General features: G+C 70.5%; 27 protein-coding genes. 12 read left to right on the top strand and 15 right to left on the bottom strand.

Annotated elements, in window-relative coordinates:
* The first annotated feature begins 71 nt into the window (after positions 1–71).
* Complete coding sequence (locus tag ACFFNX_RS12360) at positions 72–1,070, top strand: ribonucleotide-diphosphate reductase subunit beta (protein ID WP_378199720.1); 999 nt, start codon at positions 72–74, stop codon at positions 1,068–1,070.
* 71 nt (positions 1,071–1,141) lie between these two features.
* Here ACFFNX_RS12360 and ACFFNX_RS12355 read toward each other — a convergent pair whose 3' ends face one another.
* The 3 genes from ACFFNX_RS12355 to ACFFNX_RS12345 form a co-directional block, all read right to left on the bottom strand.
* Complete coding sequence (locus ACFFNX_RS12355) at positions 1,142–1,672, bottom strand: hypothetical protein (protein ID WP_378199717.1); 531 nt, start codon at positions 1,670–1,672, stop codon at positions 1,142–1,144.
* Entirely contained in the window at positions 1,669–2,274 is a 606-nt protein-coding gene (locus tag ACFFNX_RS12350; protein ID WP_378199714.1) for an RNA polymerase sigma factor, read from the bottom strand. Before ACFFNX_RS12350 ends, ACFFNX_RS12355 begins: the two co-directional genes overlap by 4 nt.
* Positions 2,275–2,353: 79 nt before the next feature.
* The gene (locus ACFFNX_RS12345) at positions 2,354–2,491 is read right to left on the bottom strand and encodes a hypothetical protein (RefSeq protein WP_378199711.1); all 138 of its coding nucleotides are present in this window, start codon (positions 2,489–2,491) and stop codon (positions 2,354–2,356) included.
* 389 nt (positions 2,492–2,880) lie between these two features.
* On the opposite strand from ACFFNX_RS12345, the gene ACFFNX_RS12340 reads away from it, so the two are divergent.
* From ACFFNX_RS12340 to ACFFNX_RS12330, 3 genes are read left to right on the top strand one after another with little or no spacing between them, the layout of a single operon-like run.
* A complete protein-coding gene (locus ACFFNX_RS12340; RefSeq protein WP_378199708.1) occupies positions 2,881–3,714 on the top strand; it encodes a CPBP family intramembrane glutamic endopeptidase in 834 nt (277 codons plus the stop codon).
* Entirely contained in the window at positions 3,711–4,865 is a 1,155-nt protein-coding gene (locus tag ACFFNX_RS12335; protein ID WP_378199705.1) for a sensor histidine kinase, read from the top strand. Before ACFFNX_RS12340 ends, ACFFNX_RS12335 begins: the two co-directional genes overlap by 4 nt.
* Complete coding sequence (locus ACFFNX_RS12330; RefSeq protein ID WP_378199701.1) at positions 4,862–5,521, top strand: response regulator; 660 nt, start codon at positions 4,862–4,864, stop codon at positions 5,519–5,521. The genes ACFFNX_RS12335 and ACFFNX_RS12330 overlap by 4 nt, the downstream gene beginning before the upstream one ends.
* Positions 5,522–5,594: 73 nt before the next feature.
* Here the strand turns inward: ACFFNX_RS12330 and ACFFNX_RS12325 are convergent, their stop codons facing one another.
* On the bottom strand, positions 5,595–6,455 hold the full coding sequence (locus tag ACFFNX_RS12325; protein WP_378199698.1) for a helix-turn-helix transcriptional regulator: 861 nt from the start codon (positions 6,453–6,455) through the stop codon (positions 5,595–5,597).
* A 127-nt stretch (positions 6,456–6,582) separates the two neighbouring features.
* On the opposite strand from ACFFNX_RS12325, the gene ACFFNX_RS12320 reads away from it, so the two are divergent.
* Positions 6,583–7,578, top strand: coding sequence for an aldo/keto reductase (locus ACFFNX_RS12320; RefSeq protein WP_378199696.1), 996 nt, complete (start codon positions 6,583–6,585; stop codon positions 7,576–7,578).
* A gap of 31 nt (positions 7,579–7,609) precedes the next feature.
* On the opposite strand, the gene ACFFNX_RS12315 is transcribed toward ACFFNX_RS12320, so the two are convergent.
* Entirely contained in the window at positions 7,610–8,035 is a 426-nt protein-coding gene (locus tag ACFFNX_RS12315) for an ArsI/CadI family heavy metal resistance metalloenzyme (RefSeq protein ID WP_378199693.1), read from the bottom strand.
* 81 nt (positions 8,036–8,116) lie between these two features.
* Here ACFFNX_RS12315 and ACFFNX_RS12310 point away from each other — a divergent pair, with 81 nt between their 5' ends.
* Complete coding sequence (locus ACFFNX_RS12310) at positions 8,117–8,488, top strand: ArsR/SmtB family transcription factor (RefSeq protein ID WP_378199690.1); 372 nt, start codon at positions 8,117–8,119, stop codon at positions 8,486–8,488.
* 57 nt (positions 8,489–8,545) lie between these two features.
* Positions 8,546–8,950 carry a DUF2255 family protein gene (locus ACFFNX_RS12305; RefSeq protein ID WP_378199687.1) on the top strand — a complete coding sequence of 135 codons (405 nt, stop codon included), beginning with the start codon at positions 8,546–8,548 and terminating at the stop codon, positions 8,948–8,950.
* On the opposite strand, the gene ACFFNX_RS12300 is transcribed toward ACFFNX_RS12305, so the two are convergent.
* Entirely contained in the window at positions 8,935–9,789 is an 855-nt protein-coding gene (locus ACFFNX_RS12300; protein ID WP_378199684.1) for an SDR family NAD(P)-dependent oxidoreductase, read from the bottom strand. The genes ACFFNX_RS12305 and ACFFNX_RS12300 overlap by 16 nt on opposite strands.
* A gap of 193 nt (positions 9,790–9,982) precedes the next feature.
* Here ACFFNX_RS12300 and ACFFNX_RS12295 point away from each other — a divergent pair, with 193 nt between their 5' ends.
* The 4 genes from ACFFNX_RS12295 (at position 9,983) to ligD (ending at position 14,853) form a co-directional block, all read left to right on the top strand.
* Positions 9,983–10,633, top strand: a complete 651-nt coding sequence (locus ACFFNX_RS12295) for a TetR/AcrR family transcriptional regulator (protein WP_378199681.1) — start codon at positions 9,983–9,985, stop codon at positions 10,631–10,633.
* A 124-nt stretch (positions 10,634–10,757) separates the two neighbouring features.
* Positions 10,758–13,094: an MFS transporter gene (locus ACFFNX_RS12290; RefSeq protein WP_378199678.1), complete on the top strand. Its 2,337-nt coding sequence runs from the start codon at positions 10,758–10,760 to the stop codon at positions 13,092–13,094.
* Positions 13,095–13,260: 166 nt separating this feature from the next.
* The gene (locus ACFFNX_RS12285) at positions 13,261–14,178 is read left to right on the top strand and encodes a cation diffusion facilitator family transporter (RefSeq protein WP_378199675.1); all 918 of its coding nucleotides are present in this window, start codon (positions 13,261–13,263) and stop codon (positions 14,176–14,178) included.
* 75 nt (positions 14,179–14,253) lie between these two features.
* Complete coding sequence (gene ligD, locus ACFFNX_RS12280) at positions 14,254–14,853, top strand: non-homologous end-joining DNA ligase LigD (protein WP_378199672.1); 600 nt, start codon at positions 14,254–14,256, stop codon at positions 14,851–14,853.
* A gap of 443 nt (positions 14,854–15,296) precedes the next feature.
* Here the strand turns inward: ligD and ACFFNX_RS12275 are convergent, their stop codons facing one another.
* From ACFFNX_RS12275 to ACFFNX_RS12235, 9 genes are all read right to left on the bottom strand, one after another.
* Complete coding sequence (locus tag ACFFNX_RS12275) at positions 15,297–16,460, bottom strand: Vgb family protein (protein WP_378199669.1); 1,164 nt, start codon at positions 16,458–16,460, stop codon at positions 15,297–15,299.
* A 33-nt stretch (positions 16,461–16,493) separates the two neighbouring features.
* The gene (locus tag ACFFNX_RS12270) at positions 16,494–17,744 is read right to left on the bottom strand and encodes a cytochrome P450 (protein ID WP_378199666.1); all 1,251 of its coding nucleotides are present in this window, start codon (positions 17,742–17,744) and stop codon (positions 16,494–16,496) included.
* Between the two features lie 19 nt (positions 17,745–17,763).
* Positions 17,764–18,369: a GTP-binding protein gene (locus tag ACFFNX_RS12265; RefSeq protein WP_378199663.1), complete on the bottom strand. Its 606-nt coding sequence runs from the start codon at positions 18,367–18,369 to the stop codon at positions 17,764–17,766.
* On the bottom strand, positions 18,350–18,706 hold the full coding sequence (locus ACFFNX_RS12260; protein WP_378199660.1) for a DUF742 domain-containing protein: 357 nt from the start codon (positions 18,704–18,706) through the stop codon (positions 18,350–18,352). The genes ACFFNX_RS12265 and ACFFNX_RS12260 overlap by 20 nt, the downstream gene beginning before the upstream one ends.
* The gene (locus ACFFNX_RS12255; RefSeq protein ID WP_378199657.1) at positions 18,703–19,122 is read right to left on the bottom strand and encodes a roadblock/LC7 domain-containing protein; all 420 of its coding nucleotides are present in this window, start codon (positions 19,120–19,122) and stop codon (positions 18,703–18,705) included. Before ACFFNX_RS12255 ends, ACFFNX_RS12260 begins: the two co-directional genes overlap by 4 nt.
* An 81-nt stretch (positions 19,123–19,203) precedes the next feature.
* Positions 19,204–20,640 (bottom strand): sensor histidine kinase, encoded by a 1,437-nt coding sequence (locus tag ACFFNX_RS12250; protein WP_378199654.1) that lies wholly within the window; start codon positions 20,638–20,640, stop codon positions 19,204–19,206.
* A gap of 343 nt (positions 20,641–20,983) precedes the next feature.
* On the bottom strand, positions 20,984–21,715 hold the full coding sequence (locus tag ACFFNX_RS12245; RefSeq protein ID WP_378199651.1) for an MBL fold metallo-hydrolase: 732 nt from the start codon (positions 21,713–21,715) through the stop codon (positions 20,984–20,986).
* 96 nt (positions 21,716–21,811) lie between these two features.
* Positions 21,812–22,372: a TetR/AcrR family transcriptional regulator gene (locus ACFFNX_RS12240; RefSeq protein ID WP_378199648.1), complete on the bottom strand. Its 561-nt coding sequence runs from the start codon at positions 22,370–22,372 to the stop codon at positions 21,812–21,814.
* Between the two features lie 3 nt (positions 22,373–22,375).
* On the bottom strand, positions 22,376–23,005 hold the full coding sequence (locus ACFFNX_RS12235) for a hypothetical protein (RefSeq protein ID WP_378199645.1): 630 nt from the start codon (positions 23,003–23,005) through the stop codon (positions 22,376–22,378).
* Positions 23,006–23,273: 268 nt separating this feature from the next.
* Between ACFFNX_RS12235 and ACFFNX_RS12230 the strand changes: the two genes are divergently transcribed.
* Positions 23,274–24,257 (top strand): AAA family ATPase (locus ACFFNX_RS12230; RefSeq protein ID WP_378199642.1); only part of this gene is annotated, 984 nt, incomplete at its 3' end.

The following is a 24,257-nucleotide window of genomic DNA, read 5'->3' as shown; positions in this document are numbered from 1 at the left end:
GTGACCGCGACCCCGGCCGCCGAAGCGGTCGCCTGCTCCCTGGAAAACCCCGAAACCTGCGAGGCATGCCAATGAGTCTGCTCGACCCCGGAATGGACCTGACACTACGGCCCATGCGCTACCCGGACTTCTACGACCGGTTCCGCGCGGCGATCCGCAACACCTGGACGGTGGAGGAGGTGGACCTGCACTCCGACCTCGCCGACCTGGCCCGGCTCACACCCGAAGAAGTGCACCTGGTGAACCGGCTCGTCGCTTTCTTCGCCACCGGTGACACCATCGTCGCGAACAACCTGGTGCTGAACCTGTACGCCCACCTGAACGCACCCGAAGCACGCCTGTACCTGTCACGGCAACTGTTCGAAGAGGCCGTGCACGTCCAGTTCTATCTGACCCTGCTCGACACCTACCTGCCCGACCACGACGAACGCGTCAAAGCATTCGCCGCCGTGGAGAACATTCCCTCGATCCGCGACAAGGCCGAATTCTGCTTCCGCTGGATCGACTCCCTCGGTGGGCTGAAAGAACTCCACACCGAACAGGACCGCCGGACGTTCCTGCTCAACCTGATCTGCTTCGCCGCCTGCATCGAAGGCCTGTTCTTCTACGGCGCCTTCGCCTACGTCTACTGGCTACGATCCCGCGGACTCCTCAACGGCCTCGCCTCCGGCACCAACTGGGTCTTCCGCGATGAGTCGATGCACATGGAGTTCGCCTTCAGCGTCGTGGACACCGTCCGCGCCGAAGAACCCGACCTGTTCGACGACGAACTCACCGGACAGGTCACCGCGATGCTCGAAGAAGCCGTCGCCGCCGAACTGGCCTTCGCCCACGACCTGTGCGGCGACGGCCTACCCGGCATGAGCGCCACCGACATGCGCGCCTATCTCGAAAACGTCGCCGACCAACGCCTCGCTCGCCTCGGCATGCCAATCCGATACGGCACCGAAAACCCCTTCGCGTTCATGGAACTGCAAGACGTCCAGGAACTGTCGAACTTCTTCGAACGCCGGGTATCGGCCTACCAAGTCGCCGTCGAAGGAACGGTCAACCTCGACGAGACCTTCTGAGACGACGACACCGGCCGGCACAGGCCGCCGGCCGGTGTCGGAGGCGGGGGCGTGGTGCCGCCCGAACACCCTCAGGCGGTCGGTGCCTTGTGGGGGTTGCCCTTTGCCTTGCCTTTCGGCGTGTTGTCGGGGTGCGGCTTGTGGTTCTGGGCCTGCGTCGGATGCGGGTGGGAGTGTCCGCGGTGCGGGGGTCGTGTGACCGGCCGTTTCGCGGCGGAGCGTACGGGCCTCGTCGGTGGGTTGTTGGTCAGGAACGTCTTGGCCGTGTCCGGTGTCCTGGCGTGGTGGTGCGGTTTGTCGTCCGGCGAGCCGGTGAGGCGGTGTGCGGTGGCGGCCATGGCGACGCCGCCGGTGAGGAGGAGCAGGAGTCCGATGAGGGCTGCTTTGAGGCTGATCAGGGCGCGGATCCGCCGCCTTCGCCGCGTCTGGCGGCCGGCATGGGCCGCTCGGTACGCGGCGACGGCCGCCTCCTCGCCTTCGGTGTGTGCGATCTGGGGGTGGGACGTGGCGGCGGCGAACAGGCGGACGAGTTCGGGTGGGCCGGTGGGCTCCCCGCGGAGCATCCGTTCGGCGGTGTCGGGGTCGAGGCCGGGATCGTTCATCGCGGGGGCTCCAGGTCGGTGATGAGTTGCTCGAGGCGGCGCAGCCCCCGGTGGGCGGCGGTGCGTACGGCGCCGGGACGTTTTCCGAGGATCCTGGCGACGGCGCGGGCGTCCAGGCCGACGACCACGCGCAGGATGATGATCTCGGCCTGGTCGTGGGGCAGGCGCGAGATCAGTGCGAGGGCGGCCTCGGTGGACAGCGAGTCCAGAGCCGTCGTCTCGGTGTCATCGGGGGCGGTCTGTTCGGGGAGTTCACCGGCGGAGGTCTGCGACACCGGGCGGCGTCTGCGGTGGCGGAGGTGGTCGAGCGCGCGGTGGCGTGCGATGGTCGCGGTCCAGCCGCGGAAGCCGTTGATGTCGCCGTCGAAGGTGGCGATGTCGCGTGCGATGTGGAGCCACGCCTCGGAGGTGACGTCTTCGGCGTCGTCGCCGACCAGCGTCCGCACGTAGCGCAGCAGCCGGGGGTGGATCTGCCGGTACAGGGTGCGGAACGCGTCTTCGTCCCCATCCCGGGCGGCTCGCAGCATGGTGTCGTGCTCGTGCTCGTGCTCGTGCTCGGCGGTCAGCCAGGGCGGGGAATGTAGTTCCTCTGCGTGACTCACCCGCGCCATGATGCGGCATATCCCCCGAAAAGGCATGTGTGCCAAATGTGCGGCGCGGGAGACGGCCGGACCGCGCGGCTCAGCGATGGCGCCGGTGGGAACGCCGCCGCTGCCCTCGGCTCGTACGGCGGTCGCCGATCGCGTACCGGAGGGACCAGATGAGGCCGACCAGACCGGCCAGAACCAAGACTGCGCCGGTGAGCTGCGCAATGCTCATCGCCTCGCCTCACGCCGTTCCGATGAGGGGACGGCCGCGGTGGCCGGAGTGCGTACCAATCGGGGATGGTTCCTTTCACTTTGCCGGTGGGGAACTTCGCTGGTTCGGGCCGCGCCTTCACGGGCGACGCCCCGGGGCTGTGGAGGGGAGCCCCGGGGCGACCTGGAGGCGCGGCGATCCAGGGGAAAATCGCCACACACCGCCTACAGCGCCATTCGTATGAGATCCGTTACGGCTCCACGGCCGCCTTCTTGTGTCCCCCGTGCGAGCTACACGCGAGTGTCCACCGCGCGGTGACGATTCCAGCCCGTCGAATCCCTAGTTTTCTCCGTGTCGCCGCGGCGCTTCGGCCGCGGAATCCCGCAGAAGAATCTCGCGAAGGAATCGTCATGCGCTTGTTGAAACAGCTCGTGCCCGTGGCGGCGGTCGCTTTCGTCGGCGGTCAGCTCTTGACCGCGGTGCAGGGAAATGCGCTTTTGAACCTGATTCTCGGCGTCGCGACGGCCGTGCTCGCCGTGTTCGTGTACGCCTGGATGGTGCGGTGGTCCGAGCGTCGGGCGCCGGTGGAGGTGGCGGTCAAAGGCGCAAGCTCCCGCATCGGCCTGGGGACGCTGATCGGGGTCGGATGGTTCGCGGCCGTCATCGTGAACATCGCCTTCCTGGGCGGTTACCGGGTCGACGGGCGGGGCTCGGTGGCGGGCGCGGTCGGGCTGTTCGGCTTCATGGCCGCCGCCGCCGTGACCGAAGAGCTGATGTTCCGCGGCGTGTTGTTCCGCATCATCGAAGAACGCGGCGGCACATGGACGGCCCTGGTGGTGACCAGTGTGCTGTTCGGCGTGTGGCACCTGCTCAACCCGGACGCCGGCCTGTGGGGCGCGATCGCGATCGCGGTCGAGGCGGGTGGCACGCTCGCGGCCTCCTACGCCGCCACCCGCAGGCTGTGGGTGCCGATCGGCCTGCACTTCGGCTGGAACTTCGCCGAGGCCGGCATCTTCGGCACCGAGGTCTCCGGCAATGGCAGGACCGAGGGGCTGCTGCACGGCGTGACCTCGGGCCCGGCCATCCTCACCGGCGGCCGGTTCGGACCGGAGGCGAGCCCGTACACGGTCGTGTTCGGTGTGCTGCTGACCATCGTGTTCCTGTGGGTGGCCCGCCGGCGCGGCACCCTGGTTCCTCGCCGGCGCGGCGTCCGGGCCGCCGCGACCGCTACGCTCGCCCAGTGATCGACTTCCGGCGGGTCCCGGACCTGTGGCGTCGGTCTGACGTCACGGTCCGGGATCTCCCGTGCGCGCTGCTGCTGGCCGCCGGATCTCTCCTGCCGGCGTTCCACGGCTTCGGGACCGAGCTCGGTGACCTGCCGACCCGCCCCTTCGACGCACTGGCCATCGTGGCGATCGCCCTGGAGTGCCTCCCGCTCGCCGTGCGGCGGCGGTGGCCGGGCGCCTGTGTCGTCCTGGTGTCGCTCGGCTTCGCCCTCGACCAGCTCCGCTGCTACCACGAGGTGGCGGGCACCGCACTGCCCATCGCGCTGTTGAGCGCGAGCGCCCACATGCGACGGTGGCGGCGTGCCGCCGCGGTCCTTCTCTCGGTGGCGTACGTGCCGCTGGCGGTCGCGCTCCACCGGCTCGGCGGAGCCGAGCAGGCGTACGGATTCGTGGTGTTCTACCTGGCGTTGGTCCTGGCGTGGGGGATCGGGTCCTGGCTGCGTTCGACCCGGGCCGCCGAGGCCGAGCGCCGCCTCCGGATCGCCGAGGCCACCCGTACCGCCGAACGCACCCGCATCGCCCGCGAACTCCACGACGTGGTGACCCACCACGTGACGGCGATGGTCGTGCAGGCCGAGGCGGCACGGTACCTGACCGCCGCACCCGATCGCCTGGAGACGACCCTGAGCGCGGTCAGCGACACCGGCCGGCGGGCCATCGCCGACCTGCGGCACCTGCTCGACCTGCTCAACCCCGACCACGACACCCCCGTCGACACGCCGTCCGTCGGCGACCTGCACGCGCTCGTGGAGCAGACGTGCCGGGCCGGGCAGCCGGTGAAGCTCGTCGAGGAGGGCAGCCGGGCGGAGTCGGCCGGCAGCGCCGAGTTCGTGGCCTACCGGGTCGTGCAGGAGGCCCTGACGAACGCCCTCAAATACGCCCACGGCAGCGACACCGTGGTCCGCGTGCGCTACGCCGAAAAGGAGATCACCGTGGAGGTCAGCACCGACGGCTCCGGCTCACCGGTCGGCCCTGTCGGCGGGAGCGGACGGGGCCTCGCCGGGCTCCGCGAGCGGGTCGAGACCCTGGGCGGCGAGTTCAGCGCGGACCCGCGGGCGGGCGGCGCCTTCGTCGTGTGGGCTCGCGTCCCCGCGGGGAGCCCGTCGTGAACGCGCCGGTCCGGGTCCTGGTCTGCGACGACCAGGCGCTGATCCGCACCGGGTTCGCCACGATCATCGATGCGCAGCCCGACCTGGAGGTGGTGGGCGAGTGCGGAGACGGGCGCGCCGCGGTCGACCTCGCCCACCGGCTGAACCCGGACATGGTGGTGATGGACGTACGGATGCCGGTGCTCGACGGCATCGAGGCGACCCGCCTGCTGGCCGGTGCCGGGGTGGAGCACCCGGTCAAGGTGCTCGTGGTGACGACGTTCAACCTGGACGAGTACGTGTACGAGGCGCTGCGCGCCGGGGCGAGCGGGTTCTTGCTCAAGGACGCCCCACCGGCGCAGCTGCTGCACGGCATCCGCACCGTCGCGACGGGCGCCGCGCTGCTGGCGCCCGAGGTGACGCGGCGTCTCGTCGGCAGGTACGCGGCGCGGATCCGCCCCGCCGAGCGCACGCCGGACGACATCGCGCTCACCCCGCGCGAACTGGAGGTACTCCGCCTCATCGCCAGCGGCCTGTCCAACAGCGAGATCGCCGCGACGCTGGTGATCAGCCAGGAGACCGTCAAGACGTACGTGTCGCGCATTCTCACCAAGCTGAATCTGCGCGATCGAGTGCAGGCGGTCGTCTACGCCTACCGCAACGGCCTGGTGACCTGAACCTTCGGGCGGTACCGCCGGGATGAGCGTGCTCCGCTCCGTCGTGTGCGGGCCTTCGCGTGAGGTTCCGAGCTCACCGTGCGGGCGTGTCCGTGGCCCCCGTGGGGAACTCCTCGACGCCGAGCACTCGCAGCAGGTCCAGCCGTTCGCGTGCCTCGGCGTCCGCGGGGGTGAGCACCAGCAGTTGCTGACGCTGGTCGGGCGTGACCAGGGTCTCGCAGTCCATCACCAGGCGGCCCACCCGCGGGTGCAGCAGGGTCTTGCGGTCCGCGCGCCGGACCGCCACCTCGTGCTCGGCCCAGAGCCGGCGAAAGTCGGCGCTCGCGGCCCGCAACCGGTCGATCAGCCCGGCGACCGTGGGGTCGCCGGGCCGGCGGCCGGCGGTCGCGCGCAGGTCGGCCACGAGCTGACGGGCGTGACGTTCCCGCTCTTCGGGCGGGGCGGCGGCGCGGGCGGCGGCCTCGGTGAACCAGCGGTACGCCACGTAGCGCCGGTCGCCGGAAAAGCCGGTGTGGTCGCCCGTCAGCAGTACGGCCGTCCGGTTCTGGGCGAGGACCTCGCCCAGGTCGGACGTCACCAGGGCCGGGGTGTCGCCGAGCAGATCGAGCATGCGCATCAGGCCGGCGCGGGCCAGCCGGGCCACCCCGTCGGAGGGCGGAGGCCGGTGACCGGCCAGGTGGAACAGGTGGTCGCGCTCGTCGTCGGAGAGGCGCAACGCCCGGGCCAGCGCGCCGAGCAGCTGGGGCGAGGGCTGACTGCTGCGGCCCTGCTCAAGGCGTACGACATAGTCCACCGACATGCCGGCGAGCATCGCCACCTCCTCCCGGCGCAGGCCGGTGGTGCGGCGGCGGGGGCCGTCGGCGATGCCCACCTCGGCCGGGCGGATCGCCTCGCGGCGGCGGCGCAGGAAGTCGGCGAGCTGGTCACGTTGCATGGCCCCATGGTCTCTCGCGACGGGCGAGCCGATCCAGGGAGCGGCTCTCCCACGATGAACGCTCCGCTCCCGCGCGGCCCGGCCCCGGCGCAGAGTGGGGGACGGCATCGAGAAGAGGGAGAACATGATGCAGCGACGAACTCTGGGCCGTACCGGACCGGCCGTCTCCGCGCTGGGCCTGGGCGCGATGGGCATGTCGGGCGCCTACGGCGCGGCCGACCGCGGCGAGAGCATCGCCACCGTGCACGCCGCGCTGGAGGGCGGCGTCACGCTGATCGACACCGCCGACTTCTACGCCATGGGCCACAACGAGCTGCTGCTCGCCGAGGCGCTGCGCGGCCGGGACCGGGACGGCTACGTCCTGAGCGTCAAATTCGGCATGCTGCGGGGGCCGGGCCCGGAGTTCGGCGGACAGGACGGCCGCCCCGAGGCGGTACGGAACTTCCTGGCGTACTCCCTGACCCGGCTGGGCACCGACCACATCGACATCTATCGCCCCGCGCGGCTGGACCCGGCGGTGCCGATCGAGGAGACGGTGGGCGCGATCAAGGAGATGGTCGACGCCGGGTACGTGCGGCACATCGGGCTCTCGGAGGTCGACGCGGCGACGATCCGCCGGGCGCACGCCGTGCACCCGATCTCCGACCTGCAGATCGAGTACTCACTGATCTCCCGCGCGGTGGAGGCGGACGTTCTGCCCACGCTGCGGGAACTCGGCATCGGCCTGACCGCGTACGGCGTCCTCGGCCGCGGCCTCATCTCCGGACACTGGGCCGCCGGCCACACCGCCGGCCCCGGCGACGCCCGCGGCCTCAGCCCACGGTTCTCGAGCGGGAACATGGAGCACAACCTGGCCCTGGTGGAGGCGCTGCGGAAGGTCGCCGAGGCGAAGGGACGCACGGTCGCCCAGCTGGCCATTGCCTGGGTGGCCGCACAGGGCGAGGACATCGTGCCACTGGCCGGGGCCCGCACCCGAGAGCGACTGGCCGAGGCACTGCCCGCGATGGAGTTGAACCTCACCACGGATGATCTCGCCGAGATCGAGCAGGCGATGCCCCAGGGCGCGGCCCGCGGCGACCGATACCCGTCCGCGTTCATGCCCGGCCTCGGCGTGGGGAACTGAGCGGGCAGCCCCGGCCCTGAACCCTCCAGGGCTACGCCGTTTCCTCCGGAGTCCGGCAGCAGCGGCCGGTGGTTGCTGCGTCGTCCTTGCCGACGTCGGCCTTCACCGTGTAGACCTCCCACGGCTCCCGGCCGGGGCCGTGCACCCAGACCTTGTCCTGGAGGGCGTAACAGCAGGAGGTGTCGTTCTCCTCGAAGGTGGCCAGGCCGGCGTCCGCGAGGCGCCGGGTCGCGGCGGTGACCTGGTCGGTGTCCTCGACTTCGACGCCGAGGTGGTCCATGCGGGTGGGCTCGCCGGTCTCGCCTTCGATCAGGACGAGCTTCAGCGGCGGCTCGGTGATGGCGAAGTTCGCGTAGCCGGGGCGGCGCTTGGCGGGTTCGGCGCCGAAGAGCTTGGAGTAGAAGGCGATGGAGCCTTCCAGGTCGGCGACCCGCAAGGCGAGCTGGACACGAGACATGCGGTGCTCCTCTCCGTGTGGTACTTAGACAAACTTCGAATCAGCGTGGACTCTCGCATAGATGTATGTCAAATTAGAAGCATGTCTAAGCAAGGGCTCCCAGTCGTGGACGTGTCCGAGACGGTGTGCTGCGCGCCGCTGGCGTCTGAGCCGTTGAACGCCGGGGAGGCCGATGAACTGGCGCCGTTGTTCAAGGCGATCGGCGACCCCGTACGGCTGCGGCTGCTGTCACTGATCGCCTGCCACGAGGGCGGCGAGGCGTGCGTGTGCGACCTGACGGGAGCGTTCGAGCTGACCGCCCCGACGATCAGCCACCACCTGAAGGTGCTCAAGCAGGCGGGCCTGATCGGCTCCGAACGCCGGGGCACATGGGTCTACTACTGGATCAACCCGCGGGCGCTGGAACGACTGTCGGCGATCTTGGCCCCGCGACAGGCGCTGTTCCCGGCGTGACCGAGTCCGCCCTTCGCCACGACACTGACCACCGCCAACGTGACAGGAGGCCGTCCGATGACGACATGGACCAGCGACGAGCTCGACAGGATCGCGGCCGCGGACGAGCTGGAGATCACGCCGCTCCGCTCCGACGGCACGCCGTACAGGTCGACGCCCATCTGGGTCGTCCGCGACGGTGACGGCCGCTACGTCCGCTCCTACCGGGGCGGTGACGGTGCCTGGTACCGCGCCGCCCGGGCCGGCCACCGAGCGCACGTCAGCGCGGGCGGCGTGGACAAGGACGTCACCCTCGCCGAAGAGACCGACCCCGTCGCCAACGACCGGATCGACGACGCCTACCGCGCCAAGTACAGCGGCTACGCCGACACCTACGTCGTTCCCATGCTCGCTCCCCGGGCCAGAGCCACCACCCTCAGGCTGCTGCCTCGCCGACCCGGAGCAGGTCACCGATCTTCTTGATCGAGCCTGCCGTGAGCCTCCATCGAGAGGTCCTGGCCGTCGGCCCAGGTCTTGAGGCGGTCGGCGTAGACCTGCTGGATCATCGGGTAGAAGCCCCGGCCGAAGAGCACCCGCAGGGGTGGGTCGTCGGAGTCGACGATCTTGAGGAGGGTCTGGGCCGCGGCGGCCGGGTCGCCGGCGGGCTGTTCGCCCACGATCTCGGCGATGCGCCGGCGGAGGCCGTCGTAGACCGGATCGGGCTCGGCCAGGTGGCCGTTGGCGAGTGGGTCCGGGTTCTTGCCGGACCTGGTGGCGAAGCCGCCGGGCTCGATCACGGTCACCTTGACGCCGAAGTCGGCGACCTCGTGGGCGAGGGTCTCGTTCAGGCCTTCGAGGGCCCACTTGGAGACGTGGTACGCGCCGCCGAGCGGCATCGCGATCAGCCCGGCGACCGAGGACAGCTGAATGATGTGCCCTGAGCCCTGCTCGCGCAGGTAGGGCAGCGCGGCCTGGATGACCCATACCGCGCCGAACACGTTGGTCTCGAGCTGGTCGCGCAGTTGCCGCTCGGTCAGCTCCTCGATCGCGCCGACCTGGGCGTAGCCGGCGTTGTTCACGATGACGTCGAGACGGCCGAAGTGCTCCTTGGCCCGCTTCACGCTCTCGAAGACGGTGGCCTTGTCGGTCACGTCCAGCGCGAGCGGAAGCACCGCGTCCCCGTAGGCGGCGACCAGCTCGTCGAGGCTCGCGGTGTCCCGGGCGGTCGCGGCCACCTTGTCACCGCGCGACAGGGCGGCCTCGACGAAGTTGCGGCCGAGGCCGCGCGACGAACCGGTGACGAACCAGACCTTGCTCATCATGTCTCTCTTCTCTCGTTGTCGGCTGTCGCATACGAGGTGCCGGCGGCCCGTTCCCTGTGACACGTCGCGACTGAGACGGGCATCACACTCCATCTGGGGATTCATGCCGAGCCGTTCGCTGTTCGAGCGATGTATCCGCAGAAACGGGGACAGGCTCCCCGCTTCTGCGACACGGGGCACTCAGGGGGCAGGCATGAGCAGTACGGACACGTTCGCGCGCGAGTGTCTTGCTCCGTGCCGGCGAGCGGACGCATCCCGTAACCACGAGCGGATTCTGATCGCCGCCCGCGCCGTCTTCGCCGAGGACGGGTCCGACGCGTCGCTCGACGAGGTCGCCCGGCGCGCGGGTGTCGGCAACGCCACGCTCTATCGCCATTTCGGCGACCGTGAAGATCTCATCCGCCAGGTCGCCACGCATGTCATCGCGCAGGTCGCGGATGACGCCGAGCGTGCGCTGGCCGAGGAGGACGATCCGTTCCAGGCGCTTCGCCGCTGCGTCAAGGCCGCCGCCTCCCATGGCGTCGGCGCGGTGCTGCAGGTGGTGCGGGGACGGTTCGCCAAGGACGAGGCGTTCTTCGCGGTACGCCGCCGAGGCGTGGCCGCGTTCGAGGAGATCATGCGGCGGGCGCGCGAGAGCGGGCAGCTTCGTCCCGACGTGACCTTCGACGATGTCTGGGGCATGCTCGCCCAGCTCACCCGGCCACTGCCGTGCTGCGACCGGGACGACTTCGACGCCCGTGCCGCCCGGTACATCGAGTTGTTCCTGGCCGGTCTGCGCGCTCCCGCGCCGAATGAACTGCCCGGCCCGCCCCCCGTGCCAACCGATCCTGTCCCTCGACGCTGACCGAAGCGGCGAAACCACCGCTGACCTCATATCTCGCTCGAGATCTCTCGAAATCTCGCCCGAAACGCTGGAGATACCTTCCGTAATGTCGACTACCGCACCGACCGCTCGGCGGAACGGCACCATGGCCGCACCGCAGGCCGTCCCCCGGCGATGGACGGCCCTGCTCTTCATCGCCCTCGCCCAGTTGATGGTCGTGCTCGACGCGACCATCGTGAACATCGCCCTGCCGTCGGCGCAGAGAGCGCTGGACATCTCCGACGGTGACCGCCAGTGGGTGATCACCGCCTACACCCTCGTCTTCGGCGGACTGCTCCTGTTCGGGGGCCGTATCGCCGATCTCGTGGGCCGCAAGCGCACGTTCCTGATCGGCCTGATCGGCTTCGCCGGTGCCTCGGCCCTCGGCGGCGCGGCGGTCAACACGGGCATGCTGCTCGGCGCCCGCGCGCTCCAGGGCGCGTTCGGGGCCCTGCTCGCGCCATCGGCGCTCTCGCTGCTCGCCACCATGTTCACCGAGCCGCGGGAACGGGCCAAGGCGTTCGGCATCTACGGCGCGATCGCGGGCGGCGGCAGCGCCGTCGGCCTGATCCTCGGCGGCGTGCTGACCGAGTACCTGAACTGGCGTTGGGCGCTCTACGTGAACGTGCCCATCGCGGCCGTCGCGTTCGTCGGCGCCCTGGCGTTCGTCCACGTCGCCGTGTCCTCGGGCCGGCGCGACCGCGCCCGCCTGGACATTCCCGGCGTCATCCTGGTGACCGCGGGTCTGGTGTCGCTCGTGTACGGCTTCACGCGTGCCGAGTCGCAGGGCTGGGGCGAGCGGGGCGTGATCGGCCTCTTCGTCGCCGCCGGCGTGCTGCTCGTCGCGTTCGTCGTCGTCGAGGCCCTGACGCGAGCGCCGCTGCTGCCCCTGCGCGTGGTCACGGACCGCAACCGCGGCGGTGCCTACCTCGCGGTCGGCCTGGCCGTGATCGCGATGTTCGGGCTCTTCCTCTTCCTGACGTACTACCTGCAGATCGTCAAGGGCTACTCGCCGGTCAGGAGCGGCCTGGCCTTCCTGCCGTTCACGGCGGGCATGATCACCGGCTCCACGCAGATCGCGGCTCGGCTGATGCATCGTGTCCCGGCGCGGGCCCTGATGGTGCCCGGCCTGCTCGTCGGCGCGGCCGGGATGCTCCTGCTCACCCAGCTCAAGGTGGACAGCTCCTACGTCGGCGTCGTCCTGCCCGCCGAACTCCTCATCAGCCTGGGGCTGGGCTCGACGATGATGCCCGCGATGAACCTGGCGACCTCCGACGTCGCCCCACAGGACGCGGGTGTGGCGTCGGCGATGGTCAACACCGCCCAGCAGGTCGGCGGCTCGATCGGCACCGCCCTGCTCAACACGATCGCCGCGACGGCCACGACCACCTACATCGCCGCGCACGCGCACGGCCGGCCCTCGCGCCTGCTCGTGGCGGTCGGCCAGGTGCACGGCTTCGCGGTCGCGATCCGGTGGGGGACGGGCATCCTCCTCCTGGCCGCCCTCGTCGTGGCCGTCCTGATCAACGGCAGGAAGGGAGGCCGGCGCCGGCTTCCGCAGGCCTCCGCTCCGGCGGGCGCACATGCGGGAGCGAGGCCGGACGTCCAAGAGCCGAGGCCCGCCCTGAACGTCGAATCGCCGTCCGTCGGCGGAAACGGCGTCGCCCCCGCACTCGACGGCATCGCGGTCGGAGGCCGGATCCGCGGAGCGGGGAGCGTCCCGCTGCCCGGCGCCACGATCACCCTGGTCGAACTCGGCGGGCGCCAGCTCGGCCGGGCCACGACCGGGGCCGACGGGTCGTACACGTTGAGTGCCCCGGCCCCCGGCTCGTACGTGCTCATCGTGGCGGCCGACGGTCACCAGCCGCAGGCGGCCACGGTCACGGTCGGCGACGAACCACTCTTCTACGAGCTGACACTGTCCGGCACATCCGGCCTGGCCGGCGTCGTCCGCAGCGCCACGACCGGGGCCCCGGTCGCCGCGGCGACGGTCGTCGTGACCGACCTGCGCGGTGACATCGTCGGTTCCGCCGAGACGGACCAGGGCGGCAGGTTCTCCATCGAGGATCTGGTCTCCGGCACCGTCACCCTCGTCGCCGACGCGGACGGCCACCGGCCGAGCGCGGTACGGGTCGAGGTGAGCGGGCCGGGCACCACGCAGTGCGACGTCGAGCTCCGGGCCGGTGGCCGGATCAGTGGCACCGTACGCGCCGGGGCGGGGAACACGCCGCTGGGCGATGCCCGGGTCGCCCTGGTCAACGCCGCGGGCGACACGGTCGCCACCACCATGACCGGCTCCGATGGCGAGTACACCTTCACGGGCCTGGAGAGCGGGGAGTACACCCTGACCGCCAGCGCCTACCAGCCCGCCACGACCACGATGACCATCGACGGTACGGAGCAGACCGCGACCGATCTGCGGCTCGGCCACCCCGGCGAATGACGGGGTGACGAGAGCGGCGGCCGGCGGTGCGCCGAGCAGAGGCCACTGACCTCTCCGGCGAACCCCGGCCGCTCCACGGGCTCGGCCGAGGCGGTCCTACGTTGATCGTGGACGGTCGTCGCCTCGCGAGGCGATTCATTTCCACGGGCCGGGTAGGGCCGGAGCCGTGAACAAGGCAACACGTCGTACGGTGCTGGTGGCGGGGACGGCCAACGTCGCGATCGCTCTCGCCAAGGTGGTCGCGGGTGTCCTCGCCGGGTCGGCGGCGATGCTCGCCGAGGCGGCGCACTCACTGGCCGACACCCTCAACCAGGGGTTTCTGCTGACCTCGCTGTACCGCAGCGACCGCCCGGCCGACGCCGAGCACCCCTTCGGCTACGGCAAGGAGCGCTACTTCTGGTCGCTGCTGGCCGCGGTGGGCATCTTCGTCGCGGGCGGCGGTTTCTCGATCTTCGAAGGCGTCCTCACCATCCAGCGGGGCGGTGAGGCCACGGGCGCGGTCTTCGCCTACGTCGTGCTCGCGATCTCCTTCGTGGCCGAAGGCTCGGCGCTGCTCAGGGCGATCCGGCAGGTACGCGGGGAGGCGGCCTCGCAGCGGCGATCCCTGCCCGAACAGGCACGGCGCAGCTCCGACACCACGATCCGGGCGGTGCTCTTCGAGGACACCACGGCATTGATCGGACTCGTCGTGGCGGCCGCCGGCCTGACGCTGCGCGAGCTCACCGGAGCGGCCTTCTGGGACGGCGCGGCGTCGATCCTCATCGGGCTGCTGCTGATCGTCGTGGCCTGCAGCCTCGGCCGGACCAACATGCACATGCTCATCGGCCAGGCCGCCGACGAGGAGCAGCGGCGTGCCATCACCGGCGAGATCGAGGCCGCCCCGGGGATCGGCACCGTCCTGGAACTGCTGACCATGCAGCTCGGCCCCGACGCCCTCATCGTCGCGGCCAAGGTCGCCTTCACCGACGACATCAGCGCCGACGACGCGGAGGACGTCGCCGACGACGTCGACCGGCGGCTACGCGAGCGGCTGCCGGCCATCCAGCACGTGTTCCTCGACCCTACCCAACGGTCGTCGGCGTGACCGGCCGGGCGTACGACCATGCCGTCGGGGAAGGGCAAGGGCACGGGGCCGGATCGACGTGACGCGGGAGCGAGCATGAGCGATGAGGAGGTCGAGGTCGGCGCGCACGATGTGAGGCTGTCCAACACCGGCAAGGTGCTGTTCCCGGCCGACGGCATCACCAAGGGCGACCTCATCGGCTACTACCGCGATGTCGCCGCCGTGATGGTGCCGTACCTGCGGGACCGTCCGCTCGCCACGGCCCGCCACCCCGACGGGATCGACGGTGAGCGGATCTTCCAGAAGAACGTGCCCGACTACTTCCCCGGCCGGGTACGGCGCGAACGGGTGGCGAAACAGGACGGCGAGGTGCTGCACGCCGTCTGCGACAACGCCGCGACGCTCGTCTACCTGGCGAATCAGGCCTGCATCGAACCGCACATCTTCTTGAGCAGGATCGACCGCCTCGACGACCCGGACCAGATGGTCTTCGACCTCGATCCGCCCGACCCGTCGCGTTTCGAGGATGCCCGGCGTGCCGCCCTGGAACTGCGGCGCCTGCTGGAGGGGGAGCTGGAGCGGCCGTCGGTCATCGATCGCCTGGGCGAGGTCGACGACCCATGGTCGAGCCTGAGCCGGCGCCGCTACGGCCTCGGCCCGCTGCGTACCCGCCTCCAGCGCATCACCGGCCGGTGACCGGCGCGGCGCGACCGGACGACACACGAGCGGGCGGCATCGGCCGACGTGACGGCGGGTGCCGCCTTGTGCGCCCGGTCGGTGCGGGGACCTCCTCACGGGTGGCGGTCCCCGCACCGACCGGCTCGGGCTCGGGCTCCGGTGACGGTGCGGGCGGCGGGCCGGGCCGCGGCGGAACCGGCTCCGGCCGCGGCGGCTCGGGCTCTGGACTCCCCGGTACGGGCCGCGGCGGTGGCTGAGGGATCACGTCCACGGGGGTTCGTCTCGGCTGGAACACCGCGCCGACGGCGTACTGTGTCGCCGTCGGCGCGGCGGTATGCCGCATGGTCGCCATTGTCCTTCTGGCTCCTTCCCGGCTCCTTTCGCGTTCCGCCGGTTACGACGGTGGTCCCTGCCCGCCCTACCACCCTCGCCCGGATCCATGCATCGTGCCGCGAACGGATCTAGGAAATGATCAGCCGGCCGACCTTGTTGGCGGTGAGTTCGGCGAACCAGATCGACCCGGCCTGTTCGTTGTTGAGGTCGCAGGGGCTCGACAGCGACGACGGGGTCGGGTAGGTCGCGATCTTGTGGGTCGCCGGGTCGAAGCTCGCCATGCGGTTGCCCAGCCCGACGCTGCCGGCGAAGTTCAGGGGGAAGTACAGCCTCCCGTCGCTGCCGGTGACGATCGGGCCGGGAATCGGGAGGGGGTTGCCGATGCTGATGCCGTTCAGCAGCCCGCTGAGCAGGCCGTTCGCCCCGAGGAGCGGATATTCGGTGATCTTGCCCGTGGCGGGGTCGATGCGGGCCAGCTTCATCGCCAGCTCCTCGGTGACCCAGATGGCGCCGTCGGGGCCGGTCGTGACCCCGAGCGGGAACGACAGGGGCGTCGGCATCGTGTAGGAGGTGACCTCCTTGGTGTCGACGTTGATGGAGTAGACCTTGTTCTCCAGCGGCATGTCGGTGACCATGGTGCGGCCCGGGCCGGGCTTGATGATCCCGAACAACGCCTGCTCCGCGCCGAGGGCCGTGGGCAGCCGATACCTGGTCATCGTGTGGGTCGTCATGTCGATGCGGCCCACCGAGCCCAGCCCGCCGAGCGTGAACCACATCGCGTTGTCGGGGCCCTTGCTGATGTCGTTCGCCAGGCCCAGGCCGACATGAAGGGGAAGGTCCAGAGCCTTCACACTCAGGGCGTTCGCCCAGGGAAGGCGGAGCTCTCGCATGGCACCGGAGTCGGGGTCGATACGGAGCAGGCTGTTGCCCGTGACCTCGGTCGACCAGATCGCCCCGTCCTGGCCGACCTCCTCCCCGCCCGGCACCGACAGCGGCATCGGCGTGTTGAACTCGGTGAACCGGCCGGTCTGGGGGTCCATCCGGGCGAACTGGCCGGCAAGGTACTGCTCGACCCAGAGCCGGCCCTTGAGGTCGAACTCCACCTCGCAGGCGCCCGAGATCGGTCCCGTCGGCAGCGGACCGTACTCGACCACATGAGGTTCGGCGGCCTGTGCCCCGGCGGCGGGGGAGAGGACCGCGCCGCCGGCGATGACGGCGCAGCCGAGCACGCTTCGCAGCCGGCGCGTGGTGCTCCGCAGGTATGAGCGCGGACGCGTGATGAGGTGTGGCATGCCTGCTTCCGTTCTTGTCGATCCAGCGCCGGCCTAGTGCCCGGCGACGTAGGCGGGGGTGAAGGCGACGGGGAGGGCCATGAGGCCGCGCATCTGCATGGACGGTCGCCAGACGAGGTCCTCGGAATCGACCGCGAGCACCGTGTCCGGAAGCCGGTCCAGGAGGACCTCGACGGCGACCTGGGCCATGACCTCGGCGATCTCCGGCGCCGGATGCGGGCACCTGTGCTCACCGTGGGCGAAGGCCATGTGGGCGTGGTTGCCGCCGGGGCCGGCGTGCGGGTCCGGCCGTATCGCCGGATCGGAGTTGGCTCCCGCGAGGCTGAGGACGACCCCGTCGCCGGTGCGGATGTGCCGCCCGCCGAGCTGGGTGTCGCGCGTCGCCCATCGCCCGAGGCTGTTCTGCCCGGGGGTGTCCTCCCACAACACCTCGTTCAGCGCCTGCCCGACACTGCGGCGTCCACCCGCCAGCGTCAGCGCGAACCGGTCGTCGGTGAGCATCAGCCGCAGCGTGTTGCCGATCCAGTTGGCCATGGCGTCCTGGCCCGCGGTCAGGGTGATGATGAGGTCGTGGGTGAGCTCCTCGTCGGTCAGGTTCGAGGAGTGGGTCACCATGCGGGAGGGGATGTCGGGGCCGGGGTTCTCGCGCTTGGTCTGCAACAGCCGCATCATCGTGGCGGCGAACCGCTGGTACGCCTCGACCGAGCCGTTCATCGCCTCGACCACGTCGCGGGCCAGCTCCGGTGCCTCCTCCTCCGGGAGGCCGAACATCCATGCCGCGACGAGCACCGGCAGCGGGTGCGCGAACTGCGTCATCAGGTCGGCCTTGCCGCTGCCGGCGAAAGAGTCGATCAGGCTGTCGGCGATCCGCTCGCACTGGAACCGCAGCTCGAACTGGTCGACGCCGGAAAGAGCGCTCCTGATCGCCGAGGCGTGCCGCTCGTGTTCGGCCCCATCGGTGAACAGCACCGACGGCTGATAGGCGATGAACGCCATCAGGGGCCAGTCGGGCGGCACCCGATCCCAGACGTTCCAGCGGCGGCAGTCGCGGCTGAAGAGCTCCGGATTGCTCAGAACGTGGTGGAGCTCCCGATAACCGATCACCAACCAGGCGGGAATGTCGCCCTCGAGCATGACCGGGACGACCGGACCGTGTTCCCGTCGTATCTCCCGGTACAGCTCGACAGGCCTGGTCTGATAGCGCGGCCCGTACAGGGGGACGGCGTCGTGGTGGTCCGGGTAACCCGGCGGTGGGGAACCGGCCGTCTGCTGCGAATCGGTCATGAGGTCTCTCTCTGGTTCATCACGCGTTCTCCGTGGCGGCGGAAAGGGCGAAAAGGTGGTTGACCAGTGCGATCAGCACGGCCTTGCTGGAGTCACGCCGGCGTGCGTCGCATCCGACCAGCGGGATGTGGTCGGACAGGTCGAGCGCGGCCCGTACCTGATCCAGCGTGTACGCCGGTCCGCCGAAGTCGTTGCGCGCGACGATGAAGGGCGTGTCCTGTTGTTCGAGACGGTCGATGGCGTACCAGGAGTCCTCCAGGCGGCGAGTGTCCACGAGGACGACCGCGCCCAGAGCGCCCAAGAACAGGCGGTCCCACAGAAACCAGAACCTCTCCTGCCCGGGCGCGCCGAACAGGTAGAGGACCATCTGGTCGTTCAGGCTGATCCGGCCGAAGTCGAACGCGACCGTGGTCGTCGTCTTGTCGCGTACGACGGACGCGTCGTCGACTCCGACGCCCGCTCGCGTCATCGTCTCCTCGGTGCTCAGCGGGCGGATCTCGCTGACCGAGCGGACCATGGTCGTCTTGCCCACGCCGAAACCGCCGACGATCACGATCTTCAGGCCGTTGCTGGCGGTCTTGCGCAGCGGCGTGAGGACGGCCTGATCAGAGGTTTTCGAGTCCAATGAGCACCTGCTTCAGGATTTCGAGATCGGGTAGCTGCGACCGGCGGACGGCCGGCAGTGGATTGCGAGCGGTGATGTGGCCGGTGTCGAGCAGATCGAGCAGGAGGATCTTCACGATGGTGACGGGCAGCCCGAGCTCCGCGGAGATCTCCACGACCGAGAGCGGGCCGGCGCACAGCCGGAGGATCCTGGCGTGCTCGGACTGCATCCCCGGCTCGGGACCGGACTCGCTGACGATCAGCGTGACGACGTCGAGCGGGTTCTCGTTCGCGTGGCTGCGTCCGCCGGTCACGGTGTACAGCCGGTCCGGGTCCTCGCCGGCGAACCGCGGGCTCATTGTGACCGGCTGCCCAGCTCGTGTTCGCGGGGTGCGGCGACCAGATGTTCGCCGAGCTGTTCGACCAGCTCGTCCATGTTGTGACCGATGAGGCCGACGTCGGCCTCATCGCTCGCGATGACGGCGAGGTGGGCTCCCTCTCCCGCCTCCACGATGAACAGCATGCCGCCGTGGAATTCGGTCATGGACTGCCGCACGCCGCCGCTGCCATCGCCGAACTCGGCCGACGCCCCGTGGGCGAGGCTCTGGATTCCCGATGCGATGGCGGCCAGCTGGTCGGCCTGGTCCAGGGTCAGCCGGGACGTGTGGCACAGTTTCAGCCCGTCGCTCGACAGAACCAGGGCGTGGCGTGTCCCCGGCGTCCGCGAGAGCAGATTCTCCAGCAGCCAGTCGAGCTCGCGATCTGCGGTTTTCATAGGAATGTGGGGCGAGGATCCGGTGCCTTCCGACCGGGCTCCGCCCTGCCTCCAATCTGTTGTGTGGCCAGGCCCGGACCGTCAGCGGGAGTCGCGGTCGTCGGTGCCGTCCGGGGAAGATGCGGCTGCCTGGCCGCGGGACGCCTGCCGGAAGGCCTTGAACCGCGCTCCGGTGTCGGCGGCGCGCTTCGTGGTGCCGGACTTCGGTGCGGCCCGGTCCGCGGAGGTGGACTGCGAGAGGGTCTGGCCACGCCGGCGCTGGGGCAGCGGGGGCGTGCCGTCCGCCCCGGCCTCGATGTCCTGCCCCGGGGTCGTCGCCTGGACGGGTGCCGCCTCCCGTACGGGGCGGGAGACGGCGGTGCGGCGCGGCCGTACGGGCCCGGTGGCGCGCACCACGGCGACCGGATGCGACACGGCGGTGGCCTCACCCGAGATCTGCGTGATGAGCTGCTGCGGAATCATGACGATGGCGCCGGTGCCGCCGCGTGACGAGGGCCGGAAGGAGACGGTCAGGCCGTGCTTGCGAGCAAGGCAGCCCACCACCGCGAGCCCCAGCCGGGTGCCCGAGAGCGCCGTGAGGTCGAGCGGCTTGGACGAGACCGCCCGCTTCGCCCGTTCGAGCGCGGCGGGGCTCATCGCGAGGCCGGCGTCCTCGATCGTGACGATGACGCCCGCGTGCACCTCCTCCACGTACACGTACACCTGATCGGACGGAGGCGAGAAACTGGTGGCGTTGTCCATCAGCTCGGCCAGCGCGTGCATGACGCCCTCGGCGGCGTACCCGGCGACCGCGACGGTGCTGGTCGAGTGCACGCTCACCCGCTGGTACGCGCTGATGCGGCCGACCGCGCCGCGCAGAATGCTCTCCATGACGATCGGCTTGGTCCAGCGCCGGCCCGACCGGGCGCCGGTGAGCACGGCGATGCTGTCGGCCAGCCGGCCCGCCTGGGCGGTGCTGTGGTCCAGCTTCAGCAGGTCGCCGAGGACCTCTTCGTCGTAGCGGTGCTCCATCTCGCGCAGGTCGGCGAGCATGCTGGTCGCCAGGGCCTGGACCCGGCCGGCGGCGCTCGCGCAGGCCGCCATCGCGGCGTCCCGCATGCGTTCGCCTCGGCCGACCTCGTGGGCGACCGTGTGGAGCAGGCGCCGCTGCGCGCCGTCCTCCGGGTAGGCGATCTCGGCCAGGACGGTGTCCGCCGACGCGCCCTCGCGCAGACGCTTCACCATCGCCGGCAGGGTCTCATCGGCCAGCCGGGTGACGTCGGCCTCCGCCGTCTCGATGCGCGCGCGCAGCGCACGTCCGTTGTAGAGGAAATAGGCCGTGACCGCGACGGCGACACAGACCACGACCGCTGCCAACCCGGTGAACGCGACCACGACGGCCCGGTACGCGGGCTCGGCGGCGGCGGTCGCCACGAAACACCCGCCGCCGGTCACGATCAACGCGACGAGCAGGACGAGCACCGCCCGGTCCGTCGGCTGGAGCTCGGCCCGATGACGGACTGAAAGGGATGCTGACATCGATCAAATCCTCATCGGATTGGGAGGCAGAGGAGACATGGAGCCACCGAAACCGGCTCATGACACGGCAGGCCACCGCCGCACACGAGGACACTGCGTCGCGATCCTCACCGATACCTGAACCGGCGCTGAGCGGTAAGTCCTCGTGTCGATCACGGAGACGAACACTAATGGTTCAGTGGCCGTCGCGTAACAAGAAGTGACATGTCTGGACATGCCGCGAACGCGGCGTTGGAATCCCCTGTCGCTTTCCAGCCCGAAAGAACCGCTATAGCGGTCAAACATGATTTTCGATGTGAAGCGTAGATAAACGCCTCATATCGTCACGAAGTGCGGCGACCGGTCATGAGCTCTGCCGGTTCGCGGCGTCGGTGAGGTATCGGCGCACGCGTTCCCGGGCTTGATCGGAGACGTGGGGGCCGTGGGTGAAGGCGGCCACCTGGTAGTCGAGTTCGCCCAGCACGTGCGCGGTCTGCCGGTTGAGGGCGACGTCCTGGCAGAAGGCCTTGATGCCCCAGCTCATCCTGCGGACGTTCCAGATCGAGTCGCCGGTGATGAGCACGCCTGTCGTCTCGTGCAACAGCGCGACATGGCCCTCGGTGTGGCCGGGAGTGTGCACCACCCGAAGGCCGCCCGCGATCGGCAGCACGTGTCCGTCGGAGAACTCCTCGCCGACGACGATGGCCGGGAATCCGTTGCCGCGCTTGCCCAGGCGGTTCAGGAACCGGCCGCCGGCCGTGGCCGCGTCGCGCGGTGGCGACTGACCGGCCCGGGCCCACCGCGCGTCGGACTCATGGACGGCGACCGAAGCGCCGGTGACCTCGGCCATCTTCGCGGCACCGCCCGCGTGGTCGCCGTGGGCATGGGTCAGCACGATTCGCGTCACGTCCTCGGCCGCCTTCCCCATCACCGCCAGCGCGGCGAGCGTACGGCGGGTGGCCCCCTTGGTGCCGGTGTCGACGAGGGTGACCTGGCCGTCGTCGTCGATGAGCGCGTAGATGTTGAGGAAGTCGAACGGTGCTGCGGGGATGCGCCAGACGTTCGGCGCGATTTCGTGTGCGGCCGGCTTGGCCATGTCTTCTCCTTGTGTCGCGCCCGCCTCCGCCTTCAAGAGACGGAGCCGGACGGGTCTGGTGTGGATGTCCCGGACCGGTGAGGGGACGGTCGCGGATCAGGAATGGCGGAATTCGGTGTCGAGGGCGTTGACCAGCCGGTCGAAGGTGACGTCCAGGGATTCGGGAAGTCCGAAGGCGCCTTCGGCCTCCAGGGAGGAGATGCCGTGGCAGGCGATCCGCAGCATCCGGATCGCGTGGATCAGGTCCGCCCTTTCCAGGCCGTACCCCTGGAGCGCGGCCTGGATGATGCCGATCGCCTGGTCGCTGACCTCGGTGTGCTCGACGTCGCCGGGGGCGGGAGCCCGGACGCTCGCCATGTACCGGCCCGGATAGGCCGCGGCGTAGTCGCGGTACGCGACGGCGAGCGTCCGCAACGCGGTCCGCCCGGACAGGCCCGCGACCGCGGTGGCCATGACCTGGGTCATCTCCCGTACCGCCAGCACGGCGATGTCTCGTTTGACCGAGTCGAGTCCCTCGATGTGCTTGTAGAGGCCGGGTAGGGAGACCCCGCACCGCTTGGCGACCGCCGCGAGGGTGAGGCGCTCCAGGCCGACCTCGTCGGCGACGTTCGCCGCCTCGCGGACGATCCTGTCCTGGGTGAGTCCGACACGCGGCACGGGTCACCGGTCCCCGCGGCCGAGCACGACGCCGGTGCCGGTGACGAACAGGAGCAGGAGGGGGCCGGAGACGTACGCCAGCGGTGCCATGCTCGGGAGCAGCAGCAGATAGCCGATGCCGGAGGCCACGATGGCGACGGCGAGGGCGACCCCGGTGATGCGCAGCCAGCGGGGCAGCAGGCCCGTGGAGACGGCGGCCACGGCCATCACGGCAAGCGTGCACATCTTGATCCCGTCCAGCCGGTTCACCCCGTCGAACAGCAGGTGAGCGGTGCCGGGCGACGAGGCGCCGGCCAACGCGACGCCCAGTACGAACTGGCAGAACGAGATCAGCGCCGCCACGACGCCGGCGACTCCCACCCCGATCGAGCCGCCCCGGCTCGCGACCCTGGCCAGCGCCAGCGACACGATGGCCAGGCCCGCCGCGGGAAGGCCCTCGGTGAACAGGAACTGCGTGGTCACCGCGGCGCTGTGCCCGGCGAGCGCCGAGACGACCGCGGCGCCGCTGGAGTCGATCTTCGGGCTGGGTGCCCCGACCGACAGCCCCGCGACCCACGACAGGGTGTAGGCGATCCCGGTGATCGCGGGAAGGGTGATGAGGCCGCTGCGACGCGGCGCGATGGTGGTGGACATGGCCCGACCTCCGCTTAGTTAATCGAACTAACCTCAAGTTAATGGGATTAACAAGATTCCGCAAGGGGGTATCGCCGCGCGCTCGCCCAGGGACGTCACGTACTCCCGTGATCACCTTCCGCACCCACGGCGAGGAGGCGGAGGCCGTGGACGGCCCGCTGTCCGCTTTCGGACATCGGCGGCAGGAGGATCGGCGGGGCCGAGGTCTGGATGTCTGATCCTTTTCAAGGAAAAATGCGTTGATTGTCCGTTCAGCGAAGGGCGAAGCGTGGCGGAGCACCCTGGTCACCGGGGTGGTGGCCGTGTCCTCCTCGCGCCGGCCTTCGTGGGGCGTGAGCGTGAGCTCGCGGAGCTGCGCGCGGCGTTCGCCGCCGCGCCCGCGCTGGTCGTGGTCGAGGGTGAGGCGGGGGTCGGCAAGTCCCGGCTGCTGCGCGAGTTCCCGACGGCCCCGGACCGCGTGACGCTCCTGGCGGTGTGCCCGCCGTACCGCGTGCCGTTCACCCTCGGTCCGGTCGTGGACGCCGTCCGGGAGGCCGCCGCCGACGGCGTGGCCGGGCTGGAGCTCAGCGGGCTCGCGGGCGCGTTGCGGTCGCTGTTCCCGGAGTGGGCGGACGACCTGCCGGGGCCGCTGGAGCCCGCCGAGGACGCGCTGGCCGCCCGGCACCGGCTGTTTCGCGCGCTGACCGAGCTGCTCGACCGGCTGGACGTGTCGGTGCTCGTCGTGGACGACGCGCACTGGGCCGATGACGCGACGCTCGAGTTCCTGCTGTTCCTCGCGTCCCGCCGGCCGCAGCGCGTCAGCCTGGTGGTGGCCTACCGGCCCGAGGACGTACCCGCCGACTCACTGGTACGGCGCCTGTCCACGCGTCCGAGCGGTGAGGTCACGCGGCTGCGGCAGACGCTCGGGCCGCTCGACGTCGCCGGTACGGGCAGGCTGATGTCGTCGATGCTGGCCGGAGAGCCGGTCTCGGAGGCGTTCGCGGGCCTGGTCCACCGGCATACCGAGGGGCTGCCGCTCGCGGTGGAGGAGTCGGTGCGGCTGATGAGCGACCGTACCGACCTGGTCCGCCGCCGAGGCGAGTGGGTGCGCCGCCGCCTGGGCGAGATCCACGTGCCGCCGACCGTACGCGACGCGGTGCTCGAACGCGCGCAGCGGCTCGGGCCGCAGACCCAGGCGGTGCTGCGGGCGGCGGCCGTACTCGTGGACCCGGCCGACGCGGCCACCCTGGCGGCGGTCGCCGAGGTCAAGCCC

This window comes from Actinoallomurus acaciae, from assembly GCF_042429965.1.
Classification (GTDB): domain Bacteria; phylum Actinomycetota; class Actinomycetes; order Streptosporangiales; family Streptosporangiaceae; genus Actinoallomurus; species Actinoallomurus acaciae.
This window is presented reverse-complemented; position numbering and strand designations above follow the sequence as displayed.